Annotated in this window: 15 protein-coding genes; 9 read left to right on the forward strand and 6 right to left on the reverse strand. The window is 54.6% G+C overall.

Annotated features, from left to right (window positions below; all coding sequences use genetic code 11):
• Nucleotides 1-97 precede the first annotated feature (97 nt).
• The 6 genes from U869_RS0107590 to U869_RS0107615 form a co-directional block, all read right to left on the reverse strand.
• A complete protein-coding gene (locus U869_RS0107590) occupies nt 98-1,036 on the reverse strand; it encodes a pseudouridine-5'-phosphate glycosidase (protein WP_025118853.1) in 939 nt (312 codons plus the stop codon).
• Nucleotides 1,021-2,124 carry a PfkB family carbohydrate kinase gene (locus U869_RS0107595; RefSeq protein WP_025118854.1) on the reverse strand — a complete coding sequence of 368 codons (1,104 nt, stop codon included), beginning with the start codon at nt 2,122-2,124 and terminating at the stop codon, nt 1,021-1,023. The genes U869_RS0107590 and U869_RS0107595 overlap by 16 nt, the downstream gene beginning before the upstream one ends.
• Nucleotides 2,125-2,535: 411 nt before the next feature.
• Nucleotides 2,536-4,698, reverse strand: coding sequence for a peptidyl-dipeptidase Dcp (gene dcp, locus U869_RS0107600; RefSeq protein WP_025118855.1), 2,163 nt, complete (start codon nt 4,696-4,698; stop codon nt 2,536-2,538).
• 285 nt (nt 4,699-4,983) lie between these two features.
• Nucleotides 4,984-6,774: a glycosyl hydrolase family 28 protein gene (locus U869_RS0107605; protein WP_029987183.1), complete on the reverse strand. Its 1,791-nt coding sequence runs from the start codon at nt 6,772-6,774 to the stop codon at nt 4,984-4,986.
• 254 nt (nt 6,775-7,028) lie between these two features.
• A complete protein-coding gene (ompC, locus tag U869_RS0107610; RefSeq protein WP_025118857.1) occupies nt 7,029-8,156 on the reverse strand; it encodes a porin OmpC in 1,128 nt (375 codons plus the stop codon).
• A gap of 381 nt (nt 8,157-8,537) precedes the next feature.
• Nucleotides 8,538-9,710: an ROK family transcriptional regulator gene (locus U869_RS0107615; RefSeq protein ID WP_025118858.1), complete on the reverse strand. Its 1,173-nt coding sequence runs from the start codon at nt 9,708-9,710 to the stop codon at nt 8,538-8,540.
• A gap of 98 nt (nt 9,711-9,808) precedes the next feature.
• On the opposite strand from U869_RS0107615, the gene U869_RS0107620 reads away from it, so the two are divergent.
• The 9 genes from U869_RS0107620 (at nt 9,809) to ydfG (ending at nt 18,964) form a co-directional block, all read left to right on the forward strand.
• Nucleotides 9,809-11,059 carry an extracellular solute-binding protein gene (locus U869_RS0107620; protein ID WP_025118859.1) on the forward strand — a complete coding sequence of 417 codons (1,251 nt, stop codon included), beginning with the start codon at nt 9,809-9,811 and terminating at the stop codon, nt 11,057-11,059.
• 9 nt (nt 11,060-11,068) lie between these two features.
• Nucleotides 11,069-11,977, forward strand: a complete 909-nt coding sequence (locus U869_RS0107625; protein ID WP_025118860.1) for a carbohydrate ABC transporter permease — start codon at nt 11,069-11,071, stop codon at nt 11,975-11,977.
• A complete protein-coding gene (locus U869_RS0107630; RefSeq protein WP_025118861.1) occupies nt 11,967-12,806 on the forward strand; it encodes a carbohydrate ABC transporter permease in 840 nt (279 codons plus the stop codon). The genes U869_RS0107625 and U869_RS0107630 overlap by 11 nt, the downstream gene beginning before the upstream one ends.
• A gap of 21 nt (nt 12,807-12,827) precedes the next feature.
• Nucleotides 12,828-13,772, forward strand: a complete 945-nt coding sequence (locus U869_RS0107635; protein ID WP_029987184.1) for a carbohydrate kinase family protein — start codon at nt 12,828-12,830, stop codon at nt 13,770-13,772.
• Nucleotides 13,773-13,777: 5 nt separating this feature from the next.
• Nucleotides 13,778-14,845: an ABC transporter ATP-binding protein gene (locus U869_RS0107640; protein WP_025118862.1), complete on the forward strand. Its 1,068-nt coding sequence runs from the start codon at nt 13,778-13,780 to the stop codon at nt 14,843-14,845.
• Between the two features lie 177 nt (nt 14,846-15,022).
• A complete protein-coding gene (locus U869_RS0107645) occupies nt 15,023-16,468 on the forward strand; it encodes an MFS transporter (protein ID WP_025118863.1) in 1,446 nt (481 codons plus the stop codon).
• A gap of 2 nt (nt 16,469-16,470) precedes the next feature.
• Complete coding sequence (locus tag U869_RS0107650) at nt 16,471-17,529, forward strand: aldo/keto reductase (protein ID WP_025118864.1); 1,059 nt, start codon at nt 16,471-16,473, stop codon at nt 17,527-17,529.
• Between the two features lie 99 nt (nt 17,530-17,628).
• Nucleotides 17,629-18,153 carry a GNAT family N-acetyltransferase gene (locus tag U869_RS0107655; RefSeq protein ID WP_025118865.1) on the forward strand — a complete coding sequence of 175 codons (525 nt, stop codon included), beginning with the start codon at nt 17,629-17,631 and terminating at the stop codon, nt 18,151-18,153.
• A gap of 64 nt (nt 18,154-18,217) precedes the next feature.
• Nucleotides 18,218-18,964 carry a bifunctional NADP-dependent 3-hydroxy acid dehydrogenase/3-hydroxypropionate dehydrogenase YdfG gene (gene ydfG, locus U869_RS0107660; RefSeq protein ID WP_025118866.1) on the forward strand — a complete coding sequence of 249 codons (747 nt, stop codon included), beginning with the start codon at nt 18,218-18,220 and terminating at the stop codon, nt 18,962-18,964.
• Nucleotides 18,965-19,001 lie beyond the last annotated feature (37 nt).

Consider the following 19,001-nt stretch of genomic DNA (forward strand, 5'->3'; position numbering starts at 1 on the left):
GTTTATTCACTCCGTACCTCGACAAACGGCAATAACGTGCCGTCTGCCGAGGCAGCAGTGATTTATCAAGGACAAACGTAGCGTACTGATTAAAACGTTATGCGCAATTTAGCTGATAGTGACTGGCAATCTTGGCGGCCAACTCGGCATTGTTAAACACCAGTTGAATATTGGCCTGCAAACTGTCGCCCCCGGTCAATTCGGCTACCCTGGCGAGCAGGAATGGTGTGCTCTCCTTGCCGGACACACCCTGTTCCTCAGCCTCTTGCACGGCCTGGCCGATGGCCTGATTGATTTTCTCCTCTGGCATGGCGTACTGCTCTGGGATTGGATTGGCAATCACCATGCCGCCCTGCAAGCCAGCAGCCCATTTGGCCGCCATCGCCCGGGCAATGTCCTGTGGCGTATCCAGGCGTACGCTGACGGAGTAAGGGCTGGTACGGCTGAAGAATGCGGGCAAGCTGTCCGTGCCATAACCCACCAGAGGCACACCATGCGTCTCCAGGTATTCGGCCGTCAAACCGAGATCCAGGATCGATTTGGCACCGGCGCAAACCACCGCCACGTTGGTTTGTGCCAATTCCTGTAAATCGGCCGAAATATCAAACGTCTGCTGAGCACCACGGTGCACACCACCAATCCCGCCGGTGGCAAACACGCTGATCCCGGCCAGTTCGGCAATGATCATGGTGGAGGCCACCGTCGTCGCGCCGTTTTTGCCACTGGCAATCACGAAAGGTAAGTCGCGGCGGCTCACTTTAGCAACCCGGTGCCCTTCACAGCCCAGCGTTTCGATCTCATCATGGGAAAGCCCCGCCTTCATCCGCCCATTGATCACCGCAATGGTTGCCGGCACCGCACCGTTGGCCCGGATCCTGTCTTCGACCTGCAAGGCGGTTTCAACGTTCTGCGGGTATGGCATCCCGTGGGAAATGATTGTCGATTCCAACGCCACCACCGGGCGATGCTCTGCCAGGGCCTGCGCCACTTCAGGTGCGATATCCAGATATTGATTGGTGATTAGGCTATTTTGCATGATTGTAATTCCAAAAGTTTTTGAACGCTGGCTTGCGACAGGTTCGGGTTATTGGTGAACTCAGAGGCCAGGGTCATTGCCGAACAACCCTGGGCAAAACGAATACTGTGATCGAGTGGGAAATCTTCCAGCCAGCAGCTCACCAGCCCCGCCATCATGGCATCCCCGGCTCCTGTGACGTTGACCACCTGGGTTGGCAACGGTGCCGACCAGCCTTGCTGACCATCCACTTCGCTGAAATAAACACCGTGGCTACCCATACTCAGCGCCAAACGCTGGACCCCTTGCTGGTGGAACCACCGGGCCACCGCCGGTGCGTCACTCGCCTGGGAGATTTTCATCCCGCTGAGGATCTCCGCCTCAATCCGATTTGGCTTCAAGGTGTGAATATGCGAGAGCCAGTTTTTAATTTTCGGCGCTTTAAACGCGGAAACCGTATCGACAAATACCGGTACGTTACCGGCATGGGTAAATAGCCAGGCCAGCGCGTCTTCGCTCAGGTTGCAATCCAACACCAATACGCCGCTGTGCTGAATTAACTCCTTGGAATGGGATAATAGCGCCGGAGTCAATTTTTCCAGGATGCGCATATCGTTAATCGCAACCAGCATTTCGCCATGACCATCCAGCAGCGAAACATAGGTCGAGGTGCTTTCACCGTGCAACCGGTGGCAATTATCCACGTTGACACCGGCCAATTTTGCCTGTTCCAGCAACGTCGTGCCGTAAAAATCATCGCCGACGACGGAAACCAGGTGGCATTCGGCCCCTAATAACGCAATATTTTGTGATATATTGCGGCCAACGCCGCCCGGGGTACATTTTATTTTCCCTGGGTTGGAATCTTCATAAACCAATTGCGTATTGGCATAGCCGCAAACGTCCATATTGACCGAACCCACGGTGACCACATAACGATGTTCGGACAGAATATAGCCTTTGCCTTTAATATAACCTTTATTCATTAGATTCATGATGTGCCCCGCCACACCAGAACGGCTAATACCTAGAATGTCGGCGATTTCGTGTTGTTGAATCAACGGGTCCCGCCGAAGGAGTTGCAGTATCTGTTTTTCCCGATTGGTCATAGTTAACACTTGTTTGTTTTTAAACAGATGTTTGTTTTAAATCGGCAGCCGACAACAGTAAAGCGGCAATTTTAGGAGTTGAGATTATGATCGTAACTTGCAGTCGCGCGGTTTTCAGTGATTAATCTGTGATGCTAATCATATTAACCCAGGCTTGAAGCGCGGTTTTTTATGGTTGTTAAGCGGAGCCAAAATTTTGTGCTGAAGATAAACGTATTAAAACAAAGGGATGGGTTTTTCGCTTATTTTAACCAACAAGTGTTGGTAGCCCTATTAATTACAAGGACTAATCTCACTAAGGTTGATTTCGCTTGCATAGAAAAATGACCGGCCTCACACAATTCGCTTTCCTCGTCTCGCGGCTTAAAATCCGAGGGCGGTCACCTGCCCCCGGAGAATGCAAAACGGGGCTTACTTATCTTTCAGCCCGCGATTGATCAGCATGGGTTCAATGCTTGGCTCTTGCCCACGCCACTTCACATACAGCTTCTCCAGATCCTGGCTGTTGCCCTGCGACAAGACCTGGTCACGGAAGCGTTGGCCATTCTCTGCCGTTAATCCGCCGTTATCGCTGAACCACTGGAAGGCATCATCCGCCAACATCTCCGTCCACAAATAGGCGTAATAACCGGCGGCATAGCCGTTGCCCCAGATATGCTGGAAATAGCTGGAGCGATAGCGCGGTGGCACATAGCTGAGATCGATCTTGTCCTGACTCAACGATGCGGCTTCGAACTTGTCAACGTCCTGCTGGGGTTGATCGGCCGTCAACATATGCCAGTGCATGTCCAGCAGCGCGGCAGCCAACAGCTCGGTCATGGCATAGCCCTTGTTGAACTTGTCGGCCTTGTTAATCTTGTCAACCAACTCCTGCGGCATTGCCGCGCCGGTTTGGTAATGCTTGGCGAAGTGGGCGAATACTTTGGGATCGCTGGCCCAGTGCTCGTTAAACTGCGAAGGGAACTCGAAAAAATCGCGGGCGGTATTGGTACCAGAAAGGCTCGGGTATTGCTGATCGGCAAACATGCCGTGCAGCGCATGACCGAACTCATGGAACATGGTGATCACATCGTCATAGGACAACAACGCCGGTTGGCCTGCCGCAGGCTTGGTGAAGTTGGAGACGTTGTAGATCACGGGTTTGGTGCCGTTGAGTTTGGACTGCTCAACAAAGTTGCTCATCCAGGCACCGCCGCCTTTGTTATCACGTTTGTAGAAATCGGTGTAGAACAACGCCAGGGATTGGCCGTCTTTATCAAACACCTCGTACACTCGCACATCCGGATGATAAACCGGGATATCTTTGCGCTCTTTAAAGCTGATGCCGTACAACAGGTTGGCAGCGTAGAACACGCCATTATGCAGCACGTTGTTCATCTCAAAGTAAGGTTTGATCTGCGACTCATCCAGATCGTACTTCTCTTTACGCACCTGCTCGGCGTAGAACTGCCAATCCCAGGCGGCCAGTTTAAAGCCACCATTCTGTCGATCGATCATCGCCTGAATATCTTTGGCCTCGCGCTCTGCCCGGCCGGTGGCGGCAGGCACGATATCACGCATAAACGCCAGCGCCGCATCCGGGGTTTTCGCCATCTGGTTTTGCAACTTCCAGGCGGCATAGTTCGGGAAGCCCAGCAGTTTGGCCTGCTCGGCACGCACTTTGGCTAGCCGCGCCAGGGTTTGACGGGTATCGTTGGCATCACTTTTTTCGGCCCGATTGATCGACGCTTCGAACAATTTTTGCCGAGTATCGCGATTTTGCAGGCTTTGCAGATCGGGTTGCTGCGTGGTGTTTTGCAACACCAACAGCCACTGCTTATCCAGCTTACGCTCACTAGCAGCCTGAGCGGCTGCCGCTAACTCGCCATCTGAAAGCCCTGCCAGCAGGCTTTTATCGCCGATCGCCAAAGCGCCGTTTTTGCTGGCGGCCAGTAATTTATTGGTGAACTGGGTGCTCAGCGTTGCCGCTTCCTGATTCAACGCTTTCAGTTGGGTTTTATCCGCGTCGGAGAGGTTGGCACCGGCCAGCACATAGTTCTTGTAGGTCACTTCAACCAGCCGCAGGGATTCGGCATCCAGTTTCAGGCTATCCCGCTGGTCGTAAATCGCCTTGATGCGCGCAAACAGCTTGCTGTTCAGCATAATGGCATCATCTAACGCGGCCAGTTTCGGTGAAGTCTCTTCATCCAGCTTTTGCAAGGCATCGCTGGTGTTGGCAGAGGTCATCGCGCTAAATACGTTCATGGTACGCGTCAGCAGTGCGCCACTTTTTTCCAGCGCCACAAAGGTATTTTCGAACGTGGGCGCTGCCGGGTTATTGGCGATCTTTTCGACTTCCGCAAGTTTTTGCTGGATACCGGCGGCAATGGCCGGAGCATAGTCGCTTTCGCTGATGGCATCAAAACGAGGAGCCTGGAATGGCAACTGACTGGCGGCAAAGAACGGGTTTTCTCCCCGCTTAGCCTGATTAACTTCTCCGGTCACATTCGCCTCCTTAGTCTGGGTGTTCGTTTCTGCCAGCGCGGGCGTGCTTAACGCAACGCCGATCGCCAGCATCAGGGTTGATAAACGCATCAAATCGAAACTCCTCCATGTCGTGGTGTGGCAACGCGGTACGCGGTGCCCACTTGGATAGAAGCTGCAAATTCAGCAACATAGGCTAGCTTAGGCCCAGATGGCCATTTGAGCAAAGATAAGTTGCAATCACACCTGGGTGCGACCCGTAACTCTTTTTTTGCACATTTAGCAATTGTTAACCGACAAGGGGCGCTGGGATTTGGCTCGTTATAATGTCCGAGCTTCTGGTACGGGTGGCTTAACAGGCAGGGAAAACCCTGCCTTACAACCTATTGAAATTCATTATTGTGCGACAGGCTTACCATCGACGGTCACGTTCCTGACAGCGTTGAAATGCCAAGGATCATCTCCACGTAAGTGGCTAAACGTCACCTGGTCAAACTGACTATCTGCTAAATCACTGATGGCAGTGGGCGGCACATTATTGAAATGCACATTGTTGAAGCGGATCTGTCGGTGCCAGGCATTTTTTTCACTATTCCCTTTGATTTCGATGGCTGGTTTATCCCCTAACGTTCCCTGTACCGTGACGTTCTGCACCAGAACATTATAAAACTGAGCCGGTTCCTTCGCCGCAGGGTAATCAATCTTGGCGTTAGGATCGGAGTAATTCAACGTCAGGATCACCGGCTGGCGAAGAATATCCCGCATGGCATTATTGCGGAATGTGATGTTACGGGCCCCACCGCCGATATCCGTGGTGCTCTTGGCGCGCAAACCGACATCGGTCAGGTAGATGACGTTGTTTTCGGCCAGAATGTCCTCAATCCAGGCCCCGGTATGGCTGCCCGTCACTACCGCACCATGCCCCCGGCGCAGATAGTTGTTGAATAACCAGGCCCCCTTCATTGAAGGTTGTTCACGCGCTTTTTCACCGGTGCCTGCCGCGAAGTTAATGCAGTCATCACCCGTATCAAAGAAGTTATTCATGACGATCACATTCTGGCTGTTACCAAACTCGATACCGTCGCCATTGTTGGCATCAAAGGTCTGATGGATCAGGTTATTGGCTGTCACATTGTGACTTTCCAACAGCATGACGCCGTGGAAAGCCGGATTGCGTGCTGTAAAGTCGGCCAGATAAACATTCTCGACGCCACGTAATGTCACCAGGCTGGATCGGCGTTGCCCGTAAGCGATTTGTAGCGGTACGCCTTCGGCCACCGCCTTGGCGACCTGATGTTTAGCCAGAATGCCATCGTTATGGACTTCCCGGTTGTTACTGGAAATATACTGTGGCAGGCGGTTCCCCACCTCATCGACAATCTCAGCGCTTTTCTGGCGTAACCAGCCATTGCCGTCAATCACACCAGGCCCAACAATGCGGATATTGCGGAAAGTTCCCGGCTCTGCATGTTCCGGGTCAATGGCATTAAGCAAGGAGGCGGGCCGCATTTCTGTGGAATAGCTATACAGCCGGTAAGCTGGTGGATAATCTGCCGGATCATCGGAACCCAGCAAGGTCGAACCCGCCTGTAGGTTGAGCGTCATATCACTTTTCAGCCATAGCGCTCCCGTTTTATAAACTCCCGCAGGAACATCAAGCCGGCAGCCAGGTTGGCAAGCATCAATTGCCTGTTGGATCGCCTTGGTATTCAGCGTGGTGCTATCGCCTTTCGCACCGAAATCCGTGATATTGATCACGGCCGGCAACGGGGTGGTTTTGGCCGTAATGCTTTGACTGGCGTCTGACTGCGTACCATCGGCATAGAGCGCTTTGACGGTAAACGAATACTGACGCTCAGGCTTTAAATCCGTTACTTTGAAATTCTGGATCACGATCCGGTGCGAGAAGCGATCTTTGTCATTGGCATAAAATTGATTGATGTAAGGCTTGGCTGGTGAAAACCGATCGTTATTTTCACTGGCTTTACCCAACAGTTTCCCTTCAGAGTAAACCAGATAGTCAACGATATCGCCGGTATCCTCTGGCGCTTGCCATACCAACATCAAGCTACTGTCGTCAGACGATAGAGCTGGAACATGCAATTGCTGTGGGGCTTGTTTGTTCATGGGAGCGGCAGACGCCTGTGGAGTGGTTGCCATCAAACCGGTTGCCATCAGCAGAAGCATAGTCTTAATCGTTTTATAGGAAGGTGAGCGCGTTATTCTCATGGAGATCCCTTATCACTAGAAGAACAGTCAAGGTCGCTGTAATCAGCGCATTGAATGTTATCCCTTTTCCTGTCCGTGTTAAATTAAAGAAACGATGTTTCATTAAAATTAACATGCCAGTTTGTTAATTTGTGATGGGTATCAAATCGGGTTCCGCATGAAAAACGCGGCCAGGTGGCCGCGTTCTCGCAAGCTGACTTATTACACTGTGATTAGAACTGGTAAACCAGGCCTACAGCAACCACGTCGTCGGTATTGATGCCAGCCGACTTGGTGAAGTCGTTTTCATCCAACAGGTTGATTTTATAATCCACATAGGTGGACATGTTTTTGTTGAAGTAATAGGTCGCCCCCAAGTCAACAAACTTGACCAGATTTTCACTGCCGTAGCTATGGCCGTTGGCTGCCTGCCCCAGGTTTTTCCCGTTGGTTTGGTTATAACCGACAAATGGTTTCAGGCCGAAATCAAACAGATAATGGGCATAGGCCTCAAAGCTTTGCGCCTTGTTGGCATAGCCATAAGCCTCGCTGTTTGAGCTGCCAAAACGGGCCGCATTATAGGACTGGGTAAACATCACCGCCAGGTAGGTATTATTGGCATCATATTTTAGACCGCCTGAATACCCTTCCGCATTATCGCCACGCCCCATGATGCCGCTATATGCGCCGCCGCCATTCTGTTCGCTGGTACGTTTGGAATTAAAGAAGGCACCTGCTGCATTGATGCCGAAGCCCATATCATAATTCACCGACATCCCATAACCGTCGCCGTTTTGCCCCAGCACGTCGCGGCCATTGTTAGTTTCTTCAGGACTGCCGTTTTTCCCCTGGTACTGCACAGCAAAATGCAGGCCATCGACCAGACCAAAGAAGTCATTGTTACGATAGGTGGCCAAACCACTTGAGCGTTGGAACATGAATTGATCGGCACCATAAGTAGAGCCGTCAAATTCAGGCTGCATATCCGTATAGGCCGCAACGTCATACAGTACGCCGTTATTACGGCCATAGTCGAATGAGCCATAATCAGTGGCTTTTAATCCCGCGAAACCATAACGGGTGAAGGCATTGTTTTCGCTTTCCGGGGTGTTGACGTTGACCTGGTATTCCCACGTGCCGTAGCCGGTGAGTTGATCATTGATCTGCGTTTCACCGCGCAGCCCCATACGTATGTAAGACTGGTCGCCATCAACGCTATTGTTATCAGAGAAATAGTGAAGACCATCGACTAAACCGTACAAATCCAGTTTATTACCGTCTTTGTTGTAGATTTCCGCTGCGCCTGCGGAGCCTGCCATCAGCAAAGCAGGCACCATCAGAGAGAGTACTCGAAGTTTCATCGTGATTACCTCTATTATTATGTCGAACTCTAGCCACTACTGTTGTTACAAGCATGATTAGCTCGTAGGAGTATCACCGTATTGATGACGGTAATTATATTAATCTATACCGCCATTAGCTTAATGCAAGGCGGGCCAATTACTTTTTTAATCGTCAATATGTATCCAAGTTTGTGGCAAACTCACACAATGGATCCAGAGGGATTACGGCCGGGTAAAAAATACAATTAATGCAACAGGTTGCTTCTGCATCAATCATTACTAATTATTTCATTTTATAAATAACGCCTCAGCGCCATGCGGACAGCCCCACAATATTTATTTTTATTGTTTCACTTTTACCCTGCTGCTTACCAAATCTTAACCTTGATCCCTGGCTATTTATTTTAACAGCACTTCATAGCGAGGATTGAATTCATCAAACAGCGGCAGCGATGCGGCCCCCAGTGCGGCGGTATCTGCCCCGGTGGTGCCCAAACGAACTCGTAATCCATCCAGGTATTTACTGCGCACCGAACGGTGCAGCGGAGCCAAGCGTTTAATCAGTTGCTCCACAATGCTCTCCGGCATCAGGCCGCCGAGGATCACCGCTTCGGCATCAAACATACATTCGACGATGTTGATGGCCTGACGCAAGGCAGGTACCGCAGAATCGAACCAGTGAACCAGGCTGGCCTGCGGCAACGACAACAGATCTTGCGGCATGGCGGTCATGGGGTCTAACCCGCAGCTTTCATACGCCGCCTGTAGCGAGACATAACGCTCCAGACAGCCCTGATTACCACAGTAACAAGCGCGTCCACCCGGTTGCACTATCATGTGGCCGACTTCACCAGCGTTGTGCGCATGGCCAGTATAAATACGCCCGTCGGTAAAGATCCCGGCCCCCAGGCCGGTGCCGAGATAAAGATAAATAAAAGAATTTAGCCGCTTGGCCACACCGTGCAACCGCTCGCCAATGGCGGCGACGGTCGCGTCATTTTCCAGCGTCACCGGCAGGCCACTCTGTGCAGTGAGCTCAGCGACCACGTCGGTTTGCTCCCAACCGTTGAGCGTGGTTGGCCCCACCGATGAGATCCCCTCCACCCCAAACGGCCCCGGCATCACCACACCGATGCCCAGCATTTTGCTCCAGGTCAGATCCGGCTGCTGGCGCAATTCTTGCAGTACATCACAAATCCGTTTCAGGGTCGCAGCAGGCTGGGGCTTTTGCACCATAATCAAGCGGTGGAAGCGCACGCTTCCCGAGAGATCAACGACGATAACCAGCAGTGATTGATGATCCAGATGAATGCCGATGGAATAAGCACTGTCTGGATTCAGGGTTAGCGGCGTTGCCGGTTGGCCTCTTCCCCCCGCGCGGCGTGGCAAGTGCGAGGAAAGAATGCCAGCCTGCTCCAGTTCTGTTGCGATGTTAGAAACGGTTTGCGGCGTCAGTGAGGTCAGCCGGGCAATTTCGGCACGGGTCAATTCGCCGTGCAGACGGATCGCCTCGATCACTACGCGCCGGTTGTGTGCACGAGCATGTTCAAGGTTAGTGCCGGAAGTCGTCATAACTGCCTATGCAGAAAGGGAGATCGTGTTAGCAGTATGGTGCCCTCCAATAAAGCAATCAAATTGATTTAAAAATCTTTTTACACCGGAGACCGCACATGAAAAGTACCACCATCGCCGCCAGTGCAGTTTGTACCCTCACTGCCCTGACGTTTAGCCTCTCATCTGCCTTTGCTGCCCCAACGCAAATCAACGCGCTGTTTATGACCCAGGCGGCCTACAGCGAAAATGATATTCGCGCCATGACTGCCGACTTCAGCAAACAGCACCCGGATATTACCGTTAACCTGGAGTTTGTCCCTTACGAAGCGCTACACGACAAGATCGTGGCGGCGCGCGGGGCCGGTAGCAATGGCTATGACGTGGTGCTATTCGACGCCATCTGGCCTGCCGAATTCACCAAGTTCGGTCTGCTGCAAGACGTCACCGCGCGCGTCAGTCCAGAGGACAGCAAGAAGATCTTTGACGGGGCCATGACCACCGTGACGTACAAGGATAAGGTCTGGGGCATGCCGTGGATCCTCGATACCAAGTATCTTTACTTCAATAAAGCCATGCTGGCCAAGGCTGGCATCACCGCCCCACCGAAAACCTGGCAGGAACTGGAACAGCAGGCGGAAATCCTCAAACAGAAAGGCATCGTAAAATATCCGCTGGTTTGGAGCTGGTCGCAGGCGGAAGCGCTGATCTGTGATTACACCACCCTGGTTTCCGGCAATGGCGGCAAATTCTATCAACAGGGAAAAATTGATTTCTCCACGCCAGCCTCACTCGCAGCGGCCAGCTATATGAAGCAGTCGCTGGATAAAGGTTTGACCAACCCCAACTCCCGTGAGTATCTGGAGGAAGACGTCCGCAAAGCCTTCTCCAACGGTGATGCTGCGTTCGCCCTCAACTGGACCTATATGTACAACATGGCCAACGATGCCAAACAGAGCAAAGTGGCTGGCGATGTGGGCATCGCCCCAGCTCCGGGTGGCAAGCCGGGCCAGGTAGGTGCGGTGAATGGTTCGATGGGGTTGGGCATTGCCAAGGCCAGCGCCCATCCGGACCAGGCCTGGGAATATATCAGTTACATGACCTCGCAGCCGGTACAGGACAAATACGCCAAGCTCAGCCTGCCGATCTGGAAATCGTCTTACGACGATCCGGCGGTGCAAAAGGATCAGGAGCCGCTGATTGCCGCTGCCAAACAGTCGCTGAACGTGATGCTTTCGCGCCCGGAAACGGCGGATTACTCGCGCTTATCCAACGGTCTGCAACAGGATTTGCAACAGATCTTGCAGGGCAAGGTGACGCCGCAGGAAGGGCTGGCTACTGCCACCCAAAGTACCGCACGGTTGCGTTAAGGGATGAGCATGCTCACTTTACCTCAACGTGAGCGGCGTCAGGCATGGGTGCTGCTGGCACCCATGTTACTGATGATGCTGCTGTTAACCGCCTGGCCGCTGGGCCGCACGCTTTGGCTGAGCTTCACCGATGCCGCCCTGGTAGGTGACGGCACCACACCTGCCTGGGTGGGAGGTGACAACTTTCTCTATGCCCTCACCGACCCGGATTTTCAGGCCGCGTTATGGCGCACGCTTTATTTCACCGTGGTTTCGGTAGCCTTCGAGGGGCTGATCGGTGTGCTGGTGGCGTTACTGCTCAACCAGAAGTTTTATGGCCGCAATGTCCTGCGGGTGCTGGTGATCCTGCCTTGGGCCTTGCCGACCATCGTCAATGCCACGATGTGGCGGCTTAATTTCAACCCCGACTATGGCAGCATTAATGCCCTGCTGACCCAGCTTGGCGTGATTGACCATTACCGCAGCTGGCTGGGCGATCCTGCTTCGGCCCTTAATGCGGTGATGCTGGCGGATATCTGGAAAAACTATCCGCTGATCACCCTGCTGACGCTGGCGGCGTTGCAGTCGATCCCAGAAGACTTGTACGAGGCGGCCAGACTGGACGGTGCCTCGGCCTGGCGGCGTTTTCGCGCCATCACCCTGCCCGCGATCCTGGCACCGCTGGCGGTAGCGCTGGTGTTGCGCACCATCGATGCTTTCAAGGTGTTCGATATCATTTACGTGATGACCCGCGGCGGACCGATGGACAGCACCAAAACCGTCAGCTTCTTCGTTTATCAGGAGTCGTTCAGCTATTTGCGCGCGGGCAGCGGCGCGGCCTATGCGGTGTTGATGACGCTGCTGTGCGGATTGCTGATTGCGCTGTATCTGTTGATGTTGTTCCGCCAGCGTAAAGGGAGTTCCGCCGATGAAGCGTAAAATCCGCCGCGCACTCTGCTATCTGGCCGCTCTGCTGCTGGCGGTGTCGATCCTGGCCCCGATGCTGTGGTTGTTTTTGATGAGCGTCAGCTCGAGTGCCGACCTGACCCGCGTCCCCTTGGAATGGCTGCCGCGCCAGTGGGACTTTTCACGCTATGGCAGCCTGTTATCGCTACAGGCTGGCCAGCCCGGTGCGCTGTTTTTACATGCGATGCTCAACAGCCTGTTGGTGGCCTGCGGAGCCACGCTGATCTCGCTGTTATTGGCGATCCCGGCGGCGTTCAGTTTCTCCCGCTACCCCGGACGCGACTGTTGGCTGTTCACCAGCTTGGCGATTTACATGGTGCCACCGGTGGCCTTCGTGCTGCCGCTGTACTTTATCCTGCAAAAACTGACGTTGCTGAACACCCACCTCGGGCTGGTGTTGGTGTATTGCTCGATGATCATGCCGTTCCTGACCTGGATGCTGAAAAACCAGTTCGATGCCCTGCCGATCGATATCGAGCAGGCCGCCAGACTGGACGGCTTACGCCAGTGGCAGGTGCTGTTACGGATCACTTTACCGCTGGCTAAACCGGCGTTAGGGGCGTCGGCCCTGTTTGGCTGGCTGCTGGCCTGGGACGAGTTTTTCTACGCGCTGCTGTTCACCAGCAATATTCAGGCACAGACGCTGCCGGTGACCATTGCCGGTTTCACCGCCGGGCGAGCCACCGATGACGGCCTGATCGCCGCCGTCGGTATTTTAGCGGCCATTCCGCCACTGTTTATCGCCATCTGGCTGCAAAAGACGCTGGTCAGCGGTTTAACCAGCGGTGGCAGCAAGGGCTAATTTGAAAGGGAGTGAAGTTACATGATGAATTCCACCCAAGCCACGTTATACGTAGCTGGCAACATTAACGTCGATGTGATTATGAGTACCTTGCAGCACTGGCCGCAAAAAGGCACCGAGGCGATGCTGGATCATAGCGAAATGCGCCCCGGCGGCTCTGCTGGCAACTGCGCATTGGCGCTGGCCGCGCTGCAAACGCCCTATCGGCTGGTTGCCAATCAAGGTAATGACTATTTCAGCCCGTGGCTGGCCAGCCAGTTTCCGGAGAGCGCGGTTTACTGGCCAACTTACCCTTGTGAAACGTCGCTGACGTTTGGCGTCACACACCCGGATAATGAAAGAACCTTTTTCAGCAATCAGGGCCACATCACCCGACTGACCCACGACGATGTGCTGCACCAGTTGCCGCTGGTCGCCAGCCAAGGCGATATAGTGCTGTTATGTGGAACCTTTCTCTGCACCACGCTGATGGCGGCCTATCCGGCTCTACTGCAAGCCTTACACCAGCGAGGTTATCGCATCGCGGTCGACACCGGTTGGCCACCGCAGGGCTGGAGCGATGAACTTCGCGCACAGATCGCAGAGTGGCTGCCACTGTGCGATATCCTGCTGCTCAACGAGGTGGAAACCTGTGGCATGGCGGGTAATGACGATCTTTACACTGCAGCGCGCACGCTCAACCGACAACAGCCCACCGATGGCCAGTGCGTGGTAAAATGCGGGCCCGACGGCGCCAAGTTGTGGAGCGGTGAACGGCAGCTGCAAGCTGCGGCGCATCCCATCAAGGTAGTCGATACCATCGGTGCCGGAGATAGTTTCAACGCCGGTTTTCTGACGGCAATCCTGTACGGCCACTCGGCGAGCGTCGCCCTGCGTTGGGGAATTCGTGCCGCCAGCCATGCGATCGGCAGCTCACCGCGCCAATATCTGGACTGGCAAACCCTGAAAACCTGCGCCGGAGAGTAAATCTGATGGCAAGCGTCGAACTGGTGCAAGTTGCCAAATACTATGGCAAACAGCGGGTGCTCAACCCGCTCGATTTAACCATCCCGGATGGCAGTTTTACCGTGTTGGTTGGCCCTTCTGGCTGCGGGAAATCGACGCTGCTGCGCTTGCTGGCCGGATTGGATACGCTTTCCGACGGCGCGATCCTGCTCGATAAGCAGAAGATTAGCGATCTCGATCCCGCCGATCGGGATATCGCCATGGTGTTTCAAAGCTATGCGCTCTACCCACACCTGACGGTGGCGGAAAATATGGCGTTTCATATGCAGGTGATGAAGGTCAGTAAAAGCGAGCAGCAGGCTAAAGTGCAGCAGGCGGCGCGTATTCTGGGGATCGCTACGCTCTTGCAGCGTTACCCCAAGGAGCTTTCTGGGGGGCAACGGCAGCGGGTCGCCATGGGCCGGGCGATGGTGCGTAATCCGAAGGTGTTTCTGTTTGATGAGCCATTGTCTAACCTTGATGCCCAGTTGCGGATGGAACTGCGGGCCGAAATCAAGGCACTGCATCAACAGTTTCGTACCACGACGGTCTACGTGACCCACGATCAGGTTGAAGCCATGACGTTAGCCGATCAGATCGTGGTGATGAAAGACGGTAATATCGTGCAACAAGGTAAACCGCTGGAGATTTATGACGCGCCCGTCGATACCTTTGTCGCCCGATTCATCGGTTCACCACCGATGAACTTACTGGAAGGCGTAGTGCAAAACCAGGGGGTTGCCTGCGGTGAGCTATGGTTTCCTTTGCCCGACAAATGGCATGGCGTCACCGAGGGCAGCCAGGTGATCCTCGGGCTGCGTCCGCACGATTTCCGTCTGGTCGCCACCAGTAGCCAACCTGCTGCGGAGCTGAGGCTGATAGAAGTCACCGGTGATGTCAGCCTGTTGCATCTCACCTGGGCCGGTTTTCGCTTGCATGTGCAGTTCAGCGGTCGGATCGACGCACAAAGCGGCCAAAGGCTCGCGCTTGAGGCCAATGCCAGTGCTATCCATCTGTTTGATGCCCAGAGCGGGCAACGGTTGGCTGGCGGTTAATTTCGATCGAACTGGCGTTTTTACAGCTAAGCGGGCGCAGCATGCGGCGCCCCTACAAATCGTCCTGTTTAACCTTGTCGTGATGCGTTATGCTCAAAAACTCTGCCGACGTTACGATTTTTGAAACGGGGTTTCTGTTATGCCTGCGTGTTTGCCGTACTCCAGCCGGAGCCGTCCATGAGCTGGTTCTCCCGCGCTAGCGCGCTCCCGCTGCTGGTCGCCGGGGCATTCTTTATGGAAAACCTGGATGGCACGGTAATTGTCACCGCCATGCCGCAAATGGCGGCGGCGTTTGGCGTACAGCCGGTCGATATGAACATCGGGGTTTCTGCCTATATTCTTACCCTGACGGTGTTTATCCCCGCCAGCGGCTGGATCGCCAACCGCTTCGGTGCCCGCAATATTTTCACCGCCGCCATCGTTATTTTTACCCTGGCCTCGGTGTTGTGCGCTCTCAGCACAACTTTGCCGCAATTTACCACCGCTCGTATCCTGCAAGGCTTTGGTGGCGCACTCATGGTGCCGGTAGGCCGCCTGGTAGTTCTGCGCAATACCGCCAAACCCGATCTGATCAACGCTATTGCCACTATCACCTGGCCAGGGTTGGCGGCGCCGATCCTGGGGCCACCGGTGGGCGGTTTTATCACCACCTACGCTTCCTGGCACTGGATTTTTATTCTCAACGTCCCGCTTGGCCTGCTGGCGTTGTTCTTCGCCTGGCGGTTGATCCCCCATGAGCCAGCTCAGAAAGGCGTCCCCTTTGATGGCGTGGGCTTTGCACTCACCGGCGTCGCCTGTTTCGGGCTGATGTTTGGCCTGGATCTGATCAACAGCCCGCAGCTTTCTTGGTTGGTGCCGCTATTATGTCTGGTGGGCAGTCTGGCGCTAGGCAGCCTGGCAATCCGCCACGCCAAACGCCATGCCTATCCCTTGATGGATCTCTGGGCGATGCGGATTAAAAGTTACGCCGTCACTATTAAGGGCGGTACCCTGTTCCGTATCGCCATCGGAGCCGTGCCGTTCCTGCTGCCCTTGCTGTTTCAAATCGGCTTTGGCTTGAATGCCTTCGACGCGGGATTATTGGTATTGGCCGTGTTTGCCGGTAATCTGGTGATGAAACCCTTTACCTCACCGATCCTCTACCGGTTCCGCTTCCGTACCACGCTAGTGGTCAACGGTTTACTCAACGCTGCCACCATCTTTGCCTGTGCGTTGCTTACCCCACAGACCCCTACCTGGCTAATTCTGGCGCTGCTGTTTGTCAGTGGCTTGACGCGTTCAATGCAGTTCACCGCGCTCAATACGCTGGCGTTTTCCGAAGTGCCGCAGCCACGCATGAGCGGAGCCAACACCCTGTTCAATATGGCCCAACAGATGGGCAGCGGCCTGGGGATCGCCATCGGCGCGCTGGCGTTGCGGCTAGCAGAGATGCTGATGCCGCAGCAACATGGCACGGTACCGCTGGCCGATTTCCAACTGGCCTTTATCGTGATCGGCGTGATCGCCCTGTTGGCGGTGCTGGATAGCTTTACGCTGGGCGCAGAGGCGGGCAATGAAATCCGCCAAAGGAAAAGTGCGCCCCCCACGTCTGAAAAATCTCTGGCAACCAAGGTAAGGAGTTAACGATGGAATACCGTCAACTTGGCCGTTCCGGCCTGAAAGTTTCGGCGCTAAGTTTGGGCACCATGACCTTTGGAGGGCAAGGCAAGTTCGCCAAAACCGGCACGACTGATGTCAGCGAGGCACGCAATCAGATCGCCATGTGCATTGACGCCGGGATCAACCTGTTCGATACCGCCGATGTGTACTCGGCAGGCCAATCGGAGGAGATCCTCGGCCAAGCACTGGGCAGTCAACGCCATGAGGTGCTGATCGCCAGCAAGGCCCGTTTCCCCATGGGCAGCGGCCCGAACGACGCCGGGCTGTCACGCCACCACCTGATCCGCGCGTGCGAAGCCAGCCTGAAACGCCTGAACACCGACTATCTCGATCTGTATCAGTTACACGAATGGGACGGCATCACACCGGTGGAAGAAACGCTGCGGGCATTGGAAGATCTGGTGAGCAGCGGCAAGGTGCGCTACACCGGTTTGTCCAACTTCTCCGGTTGGCATCTGATGAAACACCTGGGCAGCGCTGAACGCTTGGGATTGGTACGCCCGGTCAGTCAACAGATCCATTACAGCCTCCAGGCACGCGAAGCGGAATACGAACTGCTACCGGTCGCACAGGATCAAGGGCTTGGCGTCTTGGTCTGGAGCCCATTGGCCGGTGGCCTGCTGTCGGGCAAATATCGTCGTAATCTACCGACACCGGAAGGCACCCGCCATCTGGCCAACTGGGGTGAACCGCCGGTGCGCGATCAAGAGGCGCTGTTTGATATTGTCGAGGTGCTGGTAGACATTGCTCACTCCCGTGGCATCTCTGCGGCACAAATCGCGCTGGCCTGGCTGTTGGCACGCCCAACGATAACGTCGGTCGTCATTGGTGCCCGTAACGCGGAGCAGTTCAAAGACAACCTGCACGCGGCCAACCTGATCCTGAACGAAGAAGAGCTGCGGCGCTTGGAGGAAGTGAGCCGTCCGCCGCTGATTTATCCGTACTGGCACCAGGCCTCCACCGCACCCGATCGCCTCTCTGCGGCTGACCTTTTACTACTGGCTCCCCACCTGGTAAAAAAATAAGTCGCATCTGGCGCTAATCAACGTAATATCGATGATCCGCCCCGTTTTAACGGGAGCGGATTTTTGCCATTTCAGGCCTGAAAAGCGAGGTAAATAATAATGATCCACAGTGACCTTACTCAGTGCCGTGTGAATACCGATCGGTTGTTGATTGCCCCTTTTACCGCAGCAGACGCCGACGATGTTTACCAGGCGATCACTCCTACGCTAACGCGTTTTTTAACCTTTGAACCAGAAGAATCCCCCGAGGCGTTTGCCAATATCTGGGAAGGCTGGCTGCCGCTGATCCGTGAAGGTGAAGAAGTCATCTTTGTGGCACGGTTGCGTGACAGCAAGCAGTTCGTTGGCCTGGGTGGCGTACATAATCTGCACAGCCAAACACCTGAACTGGGCATCTGGGTGAAAGAAAGCCTGCATGGCAAAGGCTATGGGCGCGAAATCGTGCACGCCATGGCCAAGTGGGCCAGCGAACGTTACCACCCGCCGTACTTTATTTACCCGGTAGCCGAGCAGAACACGCCAAGCCGCCGCATTGCCGAATCGCTGGGGGGGACGGTGCAAGGCCGTCGTGAGAATATCAAATACGACTGCGTGGTTTACCACGTGCCAGCCATCACCGTTTAAATTGCAGGGTTAACGCAACCGCGTTAGAGTGGATGCAGGGTAAAAACAGTTAAGGAACAGTAGCATGATTATTTTTGTCACGGGCGCCACCTCCGGTTTTGGTGAAGCGATTGCCCGCAAGTTTGTACGTGAAGGCCATCAGGTGATTGCCACCGGTCGCCGTGTGGATCGCCTGGAAGCGCTACAGGCAGAACTGGGCGAAGCACTGCATATCGTACGTTTGGATGTTCGCAACCGTGCGGCGATCCAGCAGGCTATCGAAGAGTTACCCGCCACGCTGCGTAACGTCGATGTGCTGGTGAATAACGCCGGTCTGGCGCTGGGCCTCGAGCCCGCGCACAAAGCCAATGCGGACGATTGGGAAACCATGATCGACACCAACACCAAGGGCCTGGTCAACATGACCCGCGCTCTGCTGCCAGCCATGGTAGAACGCAACGTGGGCCATGTGATCAACATCGGCTCCACCGCCGCCAACTGGCCTTATGCCGGTGGTAACGTTTACGGTGCGACCAAGGCCTTTGTTAAACAGTTCAGCCTGGGGTTACGCGCCGATCTGCACGGCACCCATATCCGCGTTACCGATATTGAACCGGGCATGGTTGGCGGCACCGAGTTCTCCAACGTGCGCTTTAAAGGCGATGACGGCAAGGTCGATAAAACCTATCAAGGGGTGGATGCCCTGACGCCGGATGATGTTGCCGAAGCGGTGTTCTGGGTAGCGACGCTGCCTGCACGCGTCAATATCAATACGTTGGAAATGATGCCGGTCAGCCAGTCCTTTGCCGGGCTGAGCATTCATCGCGGCTGATGGTCCTTGCGGGCGCTGCATGCGGCGCCCCTACTTT

It is taken from the genome of Serratia sp. H1w (genome assembly GCF_000633355.1).
Classification (GTDB): domain Bacteria; phylum Pseudomonadota; class Gammaproteobacteria; order Enterobacterales; family Enterobacteriaceae; genus Chania.